The 9,207-nt window shown below is 64.3% G+C and carries 8 protein-coding genes; 3 read left to right on the top strand and 5 right to left on the bottom strand.

Annotated elements, in window-relative coordinates; all coding sequences use genetic code 11:
- Positions 1-652: 652 nt before the first annotated feature.
- Positions 653-1,012 (top strand): hypothetical protein, encoded by a 360-nt coding sequence (locus tag ACT6Y9_RS05730; RefSeq protein WP_443743823.1) that lies wholly within the window; start codon positions 653-655, stop codon positions 1,010-1,012.
- A 47-nt stretch (positions 1,013-1,059) separates the two neighbouring features.
- Here ACT6Y9_RS05730 and ACT6Y9_RS05725 read toward each other — a convergent pair whose 3' ends face one another.
- From ACT6Y9_RS05725 to ACT6Y9_RS05710, 4 genes are all read right to left on the bottom strand, one after another.
- Positions 1,060-1,740, bottom strand: coding sequence for a methionine ABC transporter permease (locus tag ACT6Y9_RS05725; protein ID WP_443743822.1), 681 nt, complete (start codon positions 1,738-1,740; stop codon positions 1,060-1,062).
- On the bottom strand, positions 1,740-2,765 hold the full coding sequence (locus ACT6Y9_RS05720; RefSeq protein WP_443743821.1) for a methionine ABC transporter ATP-binding protein: 1,026 nt from the start codon (positions 2,763-2,765) through the stop codon (positions 1,740-1,742). The genes ACT6Y9_RS05725 and ACT6Y9_RS05720 overlap by 1 nt, the downstream gene beginning before the upstream one ends.
- Before the next feature lie 40 nt (positions 2,766-2,805).
- Positions 2,806-4,029 (bottom strand): M20 family metallopeptidase, encoded by a 1,224-nt coding sequence (locus tag ACT6Y9_RS05715; protein WP_443743820.1) that lies wholly within the window; start codon positions 4,027-4,029, stop codon positions 2,806-2,808.
- 245 nt (positions 4,030-4,274) lie between these two features.
- Entirely contained in the window at positions 4,275-5,141 is an 867-nt protein-coding gene (locus ACT6Y9_RS05710; RefSeq protein WP_443743819.1) for a MetQ/NlpA family ABC transporter substrate-binding protein, read from the bottom strand.
- A gap of 474 nt (positions 5,142-5,615) precedes the next feature.
- Here ACT6Y9_RS05710 and ACT6Y9_RS05705 point away from each other — a divergent pair, with 474 nt between their 5' ends.
- Positions 5,616-7,148 carry a flavocytochrome c gene (locus tag ACT6Y9_RS05705; protein ID WP_443743818.1) on the top strand — a complete coding sequence of 511 codons (1,533 nt, stop codon included), beginning with the start codon at positions 5,616-5,618 and terminating at the stop codon, positions 7,146-7,148.
- 240 nt (positions 7,149-7,388) lie between these two features.
- On the opposite strand, the gene ACT6Y9_RS05700 is transcribed toward ACT6Y9_RS05705, so the two are convergent.
- Complete coding sequence (locus tag ACT6Y9_RS05700; protein ID WP_443743817.1) at positions 7,389-7,742, bottom strand: hypothetical protein; 354 nt, start codon at positions 7,740-7,742, stop codon at positions 7,389-7,391.
- Positions 7,743-7,902: 160 nt separating this feature from the next.
- Between ACT6Y9_RS05700 and ACT6Y9_RS05695 the strand changes: the two genes are divergently transcribed.
- The gene (locus tag ACT6Y9_RS05695; protein ID WP_443743816.1) at positions 7,903-9,006 is read left to right on the top strand and encodes a DmpA family aminopeptidase; all 1,104 of its coding nucleotides are present in this window, start codon (positions 7,903-7,905) and stop codon (positions 9,004-9,006) included.
- Positions 9,007-9,207 lie beyond the last annotated feature (201 nt).

The following is a 9,207-nucleotide window of genomic DNA, read 5'->3' as shown; positions in this document are numbered from 1 at the left end:
ATCTTCGGCCGGCGCCCATTCTTTTGCCCGCCGGACACCCGAACCGTTCGGCGGATCCGCACCGGCAGTCCGTGCAGTGCGCATCACGAACAACCACGTATTTCTACTTACTCAAAAACGGAGACTCCCTCTCCGCAAGCATCGGGGGCGTTTCCTTGGGGCGCATGCTAAGGGCGGTCTGCAGCTCCAACGTGCATCCCGTGGGAGCGGCGCGCTCAAGCCCATCGACTGGCTTCCGCACCGCCCTCCGCTCCGGAGTCGAAGCGGTTTCTCAGCGCTGATGCTGCATGGGAAGCACCGGAAAAAGATCCTCTGCGGCCGCAGCACCAGGTTGATTGTCCGCAGCTGCCGCAAACCGACCGGCGGACTGCGCAGCCCCTCCTCGACGTCATCGAAGGCGTACAGAATGACGAACAGAGCGCCGCATTAGCCAACTGCGATTGATTCATCGTTGCTATACTTCTTGATTTCTACTCAACCATCACTCCGGCGACTTGGCCATCCTTTCGATACTGCAGCACCTCCTTTGATCTTTCCGTCACGCGGCCGAAAACGCAGACATAAGCAACGGAAGACTTCTCTACAATATTACAAGAATCATAATGTGCTTCTACCCCCCCCCCGACGTTTAAGTAGTTCTGCGAAAAGGGAGTTGTTCACGGCGTTGCGGGATGCAGCGGCTTTTCTCATCTATTTCGTCGCCTGTTCAGTTTTGGCCAAACAGATCCTGCGCTGCCTCGGCGACGACGTTCACACGAGGGAGACGCTTCTCGGCGGCATCTTCCTCGCCTTTCTGATTCCAACTCGAAAACTATTCCTACTCGTCGTGCTGCCCTTGTGCATGCTCGCAGCACTTTATGGCCCGATCGCATACATTTATGGGCAACCCGACTACCAGTCCCTGATCTCGGTCCTAGCGACGAATAACGGCTCTGAAAACACTCCTGCCTCAGCCGGCTTCCCGTTAACCGTCTTCCATACGGCAAAGGCGCACCCGATGTCCAATGTCTGAACATCGGCGTGCGCCTTTTTTTAATCCGGCGTTAAAGCCTCTGAACGTCAGTGCGTCGTGCGGCGGATCACCCACTGTCCGCAGAACTGGAAGATGCTGATGATCGCAAGGATGATGATCACGGTGAGCCAGATCATGTCGCGGTAGCCCATCTGGTAGCCGTAGCGAATCGCGAAGTCGCCGATGCCGCCCGCACCGATCGCGCCAGCGATCGCGGTGATGCCGATGAAGCTCACGAACGTGATCATCGTCACGCGGGTGATGCCGGGGATGCTTTCACGCAGGTAGACGCCCGTGATGATCTGACGGGGCGAAAAGCCCATCGCAGCGCTCGCCTCGATGAGGCCGTGATCGATGTCGGAGAGCACCGACTCGATCTGGCGCGAGAAGAAGGGCACCGTGCCGAAGACGAGGGCGACGAAGCTCCCCGTGACGCCCGAACCCGTGCCGACGAGGAGGCGCGAGAGCGGAATGAGGAGCACGATCAGGATGATGAACGGAATCGAGCGGATGATGTCGATGCCGCGGTCGAAGACCGTGAAGACGAGGCGGTTCTCGAGAATGCCGCCCGGACGGGTGGTGACGAGCAGCACGCCGATCAGGATGCCGAGCACCCAGGAGATGGTGCCGGAGACGGCGACCATGGTGAAGGTCTGCCCGAGGCAGTTGAGGAGCTCATCGCCCAACTGGCGCAGGTTCGGAGCAAGAACGTAGATCCAGTCGAACATCAGAGGGCCTCCACGCCGACGTTTTGAGAACGAATGAAGTCAAGCGCCGCCTTGACGGACTCGGGCGCGCCCTGGAGCGTCACGGCGAGCTTGCCGAGGGGCGTGCCCTTCAGGAGCTCGACGTTGCCGAAGATGATGTTCGCCTCGACGCCGAAGCGCTGATAGAGCTCGACCATCAGGGGCTTGCCCGCCGACGCACCCGTGTAGGTGAGGAGATACACGGTCTCGCCGTGGTCCGGGCCCTCGGTGGCGCGCGCCTCCTCAAGGAGCTCGTAGAGGTCGTCCACGTTGGTCGCCGTGTCGATGAAGCCCTTCGTCACGGGCATCTTCGGGTGGCTGAAGATCTCGAGGATCGAGCCCTCCTCCACGACCTTGCCCTTCTCCATCACGGCCGCACGGTCGCAGATGTACTTCACGACAGACATCTGGTGCGTGATCACGACGATCGTGATGCCGAGGCGCTGGTTCACCTCGCGCAGGAGCTTCAGAATCGAACGGGTGGTCTTCGGGTCAAGCGCGCTCGTCGCCTCGTCGCAGAGCAGCACCTTCGGGTCGTTCGCAAGGGCGCGCGCGATGGCGACGCGCTGCTTCTGGCCGCCCGAGAGCTGCGAGGGGTAGCTTTCGGCCTTGTCGGAGAGTTCGACGAGCTCGAGGAGCGACTCGATCTTGGCGCGGCGCTCCGCCGGCGTCATCGTCGTGAGCTTGAGCGGCATCTCGATGTTCTCGAACACCGTGCGCGAGGGCATCAGGTTGAAGTGTTGGAAGATCATGCCGATCCGCTGGCGGATGCGGCGCAGCGCCTTCTCGTCGAGCTTCGTGAGGTCCGTGCCGTCGACGATCACTTCGCCCGCGGTCGGGCGCTCGAGAAGGTTGATGCAGCGCACAAGCGTGGACTTGCCCGCACCCGAGAAACCGATGATGCCGAAGACTTCGCCTTCGTCGATGGCGAGCGTGACGTCGTCCACCGCCGTGACGGTCTTCCCGCCCGATTCGAAGCGCTTCGTGATGTGGTTGAGCTTGATCATGGAGGTGATTTGGTTTTTGTTATTTCGAAAACCGGTGATTTTAGAGCGCCCGGGCGGCCTCTTCGGCCTGCTGATTCAAGTGCTCGGCGTGGTCGGCCTTGACCGCGGCGAGAAGCTTCGGGTCGAGAATGAGGTCGAGCGCCGTGAGGGCGAGCGCCTTGGCGCCGATGCCGACCGAGGCGAGTCCCTTCGCGGAGCAGGCCGCGGCCTTGAATTCCTCGCTGTGACCGCGCACCGGAACGTCGGTGATGGCGATGTGGGGCTGGATGGTCGGGATCACCTGCGAAACGTTGCCAACGTCCGAGGAACCGGCCGCTTCGCGGGGCTCGCGGTTCACCGGCTCTCCGAGCTCCTCCATGCGGCGGCACCAGACTTCGTCAAATTTCGGCGTGAGGACCGTGTTCTCAACGCGGTTCTGCGAAGGCTTCATTGTGCCCTTCGCACCCGTCATGAGGCCCGCGCCTTCGACGATGCGCTCCACCTTCTTCCAGACGTCTTCGAGGACGGGCGCCGTCGCGGCGCGCAGGTAGAACTTCGCCGCGGCGTATTCCGGAACGATGTTGGGCGCGTCGCCGCCGTGCGTGATGATCCCGTGGATGCGCACGTCGCCCGGGAGATGTTGGCGCAGCGCATTGGTGCCGTTGTAGACCTGAATCACGGCGTCAAGCGCGTTGACGCCCTTCTCGGGCGCCGACGCCGCATGCGAGGCGCGGCCATGGAACTCGATGTCGACCGGTGCGCAACCGAGCGACTTCGAGGTCGGACGGTTCGCGGTGTCGCCGCCCGGATGCACGCAGAGCGCGGCGTCGACGTCCTTGAAGAAGCCCTCGCGCACGAAGCTCCCCTTGGCGCTGCCGTTCTCGCCGCCCTCTTCGCCGGGCGTGCCGTAGACGCGCACTTCGCCGCCGGTCTCGCGGATCACCTGCGCCAATGCGGCACCCGCAAGGCAGCTCGTCGCGCCGAAGAGGTTGTGGCCGCACCCGTGGCCGAGGCCCGCAAGGGCGTCGTACTCGGCGAGGAAGCACACGACGGGACCGGGCCTGCCGGACTTGAAGTACGCCGCGAACCCCGTGGGGTGTCCCGCGACGTCCACGTCCACCTGAAAGCCTTCGTTCACGAGAAGCTCGGAGAGCCGCCCGCAGGCGAAGTATTCGTGGTTGCTCGTTTCGGGCCGCGCATGGATGTCGCGGGCGGCCGCCTGATAGTCGGGAAGACGTTCGTCAACGTACGCCTTGATCCGGGCTTCGATGTCGGAGGTGGTCATGATCTTTTGAATTCTGCTGAAGGTCTGCTTCCGGAATCGACATGCGGTGACGCCCGGACAAGGCGCCCGGCCGGCGTCGGCCGCGTGGGCGCCGTTTTTGGGCCCGATGAAGCGGTTCCGGAATAAAAGGACGCCGCCCGGCGGCTGTGGATGAGCACGCGGCGGGCGGCTTCTTCTGAGGGGTGTTGCGCGCCGGCGGCGGGTCGGGCGGAGCCCGGTCATCGCGGCGCGCTCAATCCTCCGGACTACTTGAGCTTGTAGTCCTGGGCGCCGGCCCAGGCCGGAACGAAGGCGCCCTTGTAGGCGTCCTTGATCGCCTGCGCGGTTTCCTGCGTCTGGTAGGCGGCGACCACCTTCTTGTAGACGGCGTTGTCCTTGTCGGCCTCACGCGCAACGATGATGTTGACCAACTGGCCCACGTACGGGTTCGTCTTCGGATCGACGTTCTCCGAGAAGATCGAGTCCTTGTACGGATCGAGCTTGGCGGTGAAGGCGTTGCCGCCGTTGATCACCGCTACCGTCACGTCGGGCAGAAGGTTCGCGAGCATGCCGGATTCGGCCTCGACGATCTGGACCTTCTTGTTGAAGTGCGTGATGTCGGTCTTGTTGGGAACGAAGCCCTTGTCGGGGTTGACCGTGAAGAGACCCGCCTGCTCGAGGAGCTTCAGGGCGCGGCCGCCGTTCGTGAGGTCGGCCGGAATGGCGATCTTGTCACCGTCCTTGATCTCTTCGATCGACTTGATCTTCGTCTTGTTGTTGAAGACGCGCAACGGAGCGATGAGCGTGTCGCCGATCGAGACGATCTTGTAGCCGTTGCGCTTGATGTCGTTGGCGAGGTAGGCCTTGTGCTGGAAGCTGTTGAGGTCGATCTCCTTGTCGGAGAGCGCGCGGTTGGGCGTCGCGTAGTCGGAGTACTTGACGAGCTCAACCTTGATCTTGTCCTTCGCGAGGAGCTGGTTGACCGTGTCCCACTGGGCGTTGTACTCGCCCACGACGCCGATCTTGACGACCGTGACGTCGCTCTTTTCTTCACCGCCGCAACCGGCGAGCGTGACGGAGAGCAGGATGCCGGCGGCAACAGCGGCGGCGGATTTGGCGAACGTGATCTTCATTTTTAAGTCCTTATGACGATCTTGTTTTTGGTTTGTCTCAAGGGAAGCGCCGCGCGCTTCACGTTCACTTTTAAGGAGGAAGACAGCTCCGCTCGGACTCCCGCGGAATCCGACGCTGCTTGGGGTAATGGTGTGAACGTACTTCTGTGCGGAAGGAGCCGGCCTGAGGTCCGATGAGGGAGGGGGCTCCGGTGCTCCTCAACAGAGGAGCGTTTGTGAATTGTGCATCACCCCCAGGAGCGCGCGCCTAAGGAAAACCTCCGATGGCGGCTGACGGGCATTAACCGGCGCGCTTGAGGGCCGCTGTCGGGTTGATCTGCGTCCTCTAAACCCTTCGACCCGCGCCGCCAATCGGCTTCGGGCTCCATGGAGGCGGATAGACTATCTCTCGCATCGCCCGTCTTGAATGCCGGAAACGCACCGCCCGCAACCGGGGCGGTCCTCACGACGGGCATTTCCAAAGGAGAGAGAGACATGAAGAACATTCAGCGCCGCCGTCTGCTTCAGGGCGCGGCCGCCGCCGCGCCGGCCCTTTTTGCCGGCACCGCCTCGGCCGCCTGCAGCGATCCGATTCCGCCGAAGTTCGATGAGATGCACGACGTCGTGGTGGTGGGCTCCGGGTTCTCGGGCCTTGCCGCCGCACTCGCCGCGAAGGAGGCGGGCGCCGACGTCGTGGTTCTCGAAAAGATGGCCTTCCTCGGCGGCAACTCCTCGCTCTCGGGCGGCATGATGGCCGTGCCGGGCTCGAGCGTGCAGAAGGCCCAGGGAATTGACGATTCGCCCGAGAAGCTCGAAGCCGACATGGAGCGCATCGGCCTCGGTCTCGGCGACCCGGAGCACATCAAGTTCGTCTGCGAGCATGCGGCCGAAGCCTTCGAGTGGACGAAGAGCGCGATGGGCGTGGAATGGAACCCGCACCTCACGGGCAAGGGCGGACACTCCGCCGAGCGCTGCCTCATCACGACCCAGGGGACGGGTCAGGGAATCATCGTCCCGGCCGTGAAGAAGCTGAAGGCCCTCGGCGTGGAGCTGCGCACCCGCGCCTTCATGGAGGCGGTGCTCCGCGATGCGGACGGCCGCGTCAAGGGCGTGCGGATCCGCGAGGGCTACACCTTCGGAAAGCCCGGCTCGGGCACGGTGAAGACCGTGGGCGCGCGCCGCGCGGTGGTGCTCTGTTGCGGCGGCTTCGGCGCGGACGTCAAGTACCGCGAGCGACTCGACCCGAAGCTGGGAGCCGCCTTCCTCACGACGAACCAGCCGGGCGCGACCGCAGAAGCCCTCCGCGAAGCGAGCCGCATCGGCGCCAATGTCATTCAGGCCGACTGGATCCAGTGCCTGCCCTCCTGCTCGCCTCTTGAGAAAGGCATGGGCATTGCGACGCATTTTGCCTCGATTTCGGGCTCGCTCTTCGGCTTCTGGATCTCGACCCTCACGGGCGAACGGTTCGTGAACGAATTCGGCGACCGCAAGCTCTGCACGGATGCGATCCTCCGGATCATCAACCGCGGCGGCGAGGCGCTCGCGTTCTCGGACGACGACGGCGTGAAGCACCTCGAGACGCTCCGCCCCGGACTCTTCGCGAAGATGCTCGCGGCCGGCACGGTCGAAAAGTTCGACGACGCCGAGGCGCTTGCGCGCGCCTACAAAATGGACGTGAAGACGCTCAAGGCGACGGTCGCGCAGTACAACACCGACCTCGCGAAGAAGACCGACCCGAAGTTTGGCCGACGCTTCGACCGTGCGGCGAAGCCGATCGAGTCGGGCCCCTACTATGTGAGCCGCATGTCGCCCAAGGTTCACCACACCATGGGCGGCGTCGCCACGGCCGTCACGACCGCCGTGCTCGACGTCTCGACGGACGCTCCGATCCCGGGGCTCTTCGCCGCGGGCGAATTCACGGGCGGGATCCACGGAGCGGTGCGCATCGGCGCCTGCGCCGTGATGGACTGCCTCGTGAACGGCCGTGAGGCGGGCCGTCAGGCTGCGGCTTCACCCGCCTGGAGCTGAATGCGCGCCGGCTCCTGCTTCAGACCGTCGCAGAGACGCAGAACTCCGGCGGCATCAGCGGCGCGCGTCGTGCAGTAGAGGCCTCGGGTTCCGGAGGGCTTCTTCCTGGGATTGGGGCCGAAAGCGATTGCGGGAGAGTCCGCTTATTTCGGGATGCCCCGGATGAAGAGCACCCTCCGGACTACGCATCCGGAGGGCGTTCGATGTGTGCGGCCGCTTGAGCCATCGAGCCGCCGAGAATCAGCCGACCGGCCCGGAGTCGTCTCCGGGCTCGTACTTTGTCCAACGCGAGAGGAACTGATTCGCGTCGATCACGAGGTCGGTGAAGAACCCGGCAAGGCCGTCCGAACTCCAGTTCACCGCATCCATCTCGACGGAGTTCGCCCAAAAGGTCGAGTCGGCCGGAAGGCTCCAGGCCCGCGCACTCGTGTCGGCGCCCATCACGAAGTTCACGTCGTCTCCGCCCGTGGTGAAGGACCGGGTGAACCCGCCCTCGCCCGCGCCGCCGAACGCATCGTCGAACCGCCCGCTCCCCGAAATGGTGAATCCGTCGTCAAGGCGGGAGCCGATACTCCCGAAGTCGTTGTCGAACATGTCCATGCCTCCTGTCAGAAATAAAGGACGAGGAAAGTATTCACGACGCCTGCGCCATCCCATGACGCATGCAAACATAATCAGGGTTTTCACCTACGCTCGGCGCCCGACATTCCGGTTAGCGTGGCTTCTTCTTCAACCGCCTCACCGGAGCTCCTTCATGTCCGACACCTCTTCCGCCCGCCGTCCGCGCAGTCTCGGCATCACCTTCGGCGTTCTTCCCGTCGGGGAGAAGAACACGATCACGGACGTCCCGGGCGTTCTTGTCGGGCAGACGACGCTCCACGACGACGCGTTGGGCATGCACACGGGCGTCACGGCGATCCTGCCGCACGGCGGGAACGTCTTTCAGGACAAGGTCCCCGCGGGGATCTTCCTCGGGAACGGCTTCGGCAAGATGGCGGGCTACCCGCAGGTGAAGGAGCTCGGGAACCTCGAGACGCCGATTGCGCTCACGAACACCCTCTCGGTGGGACCGGCGATCGAGGCGCTCGTCGACTGGACGCTCAGCCGCCCGGGGAACGAATCCGTGAAGTCCGTCAACGCCCTCGTGGGCGAGACGAACGACGGCAAGGTGAACGACATCCGTGCGCGCTTCATCCGCCCCGAGCACGTGCTCGAGGCCCTGGAAAAGGCGGACGACGGTCCGGTCGAAGAGGGCTGCGTCGGGGCCGGCTCAGGCACCGTCGCCTTCGGCTTCAAGGCGGGCATCGGCACGGCCTCGCGCGTTCTGCCCAAAACGCTCGGCGGTTGGCGCGTCGGCGCCCTCGTGCAGGCGAACTTCGGCGGGCTCCTCACCGTCAAGGGCGTCGAAGTGGGCGTGCGCCTCGGCGGCTGGCCCTGCCAAAAGGAAATGGAGGCCTGCGAATCCGCCGACGGCTCGATCATGATGATCATCGCGACGGATGCGCCCTTGGACGCCCGGAACCTGGAGCGCCTCGCCAAACGCGCCTTCATGGGCATGACGAAGACGGGCGGCGTCGCGTCGAACGGTTCGGGCGACTTCGCGCTCGCCTTCTCCACGAACCCCGCGGTGCGCGTGAAGCACGCGCTTCCCGCCCAGACGCTCGAAGGCGCCCCCACGGTGCGCAACGACGACATGACCGGGCTCTTCATGGCCGCCATCGAATCGACCGAGGAGGCGATCATCAACGCGCTCTTCGCCGCTCACGACGTCGCCGACAAGGAGGGGCGGATCGTGCGGGCGCTTCCCGTGGACGACGTCCTCGCGATGCTCGACCGCGCGGGCGTGCGCCGGGCGTGACGCAGGCGCATAAAGCAAACCGCCCGCGGACACTGAGTCGGAGCGCGGGCGGTTTGGTTTTTCCCTGCTCTTCTGAAGGGAAGCTCTTCAGTCCGGTTGAAGTCCGGCGCGGACCCGGGAGAAGTCACCCGCGCCCGAGAGCCGCCTTGACGCGGCGCCAGAGGACGGTCTCCCAGGAGGTGCGGCCTTCGGCCTCGAGCT

The sequence above is a fragment of the Sutterella sp. genome, assembly GCF_052272535.1.
Classification (GTDB): Bacteria; Pseudomonadota; Gammaproteobacteria; order Burkholderiales; family Burkholderiaceae_F; genus Sutterella.
The sequence above is the reverse complement of the archived record's forward strand: the minus strand, read 5'-3'. Positions and strand labels throughout refer to the sequence as shown.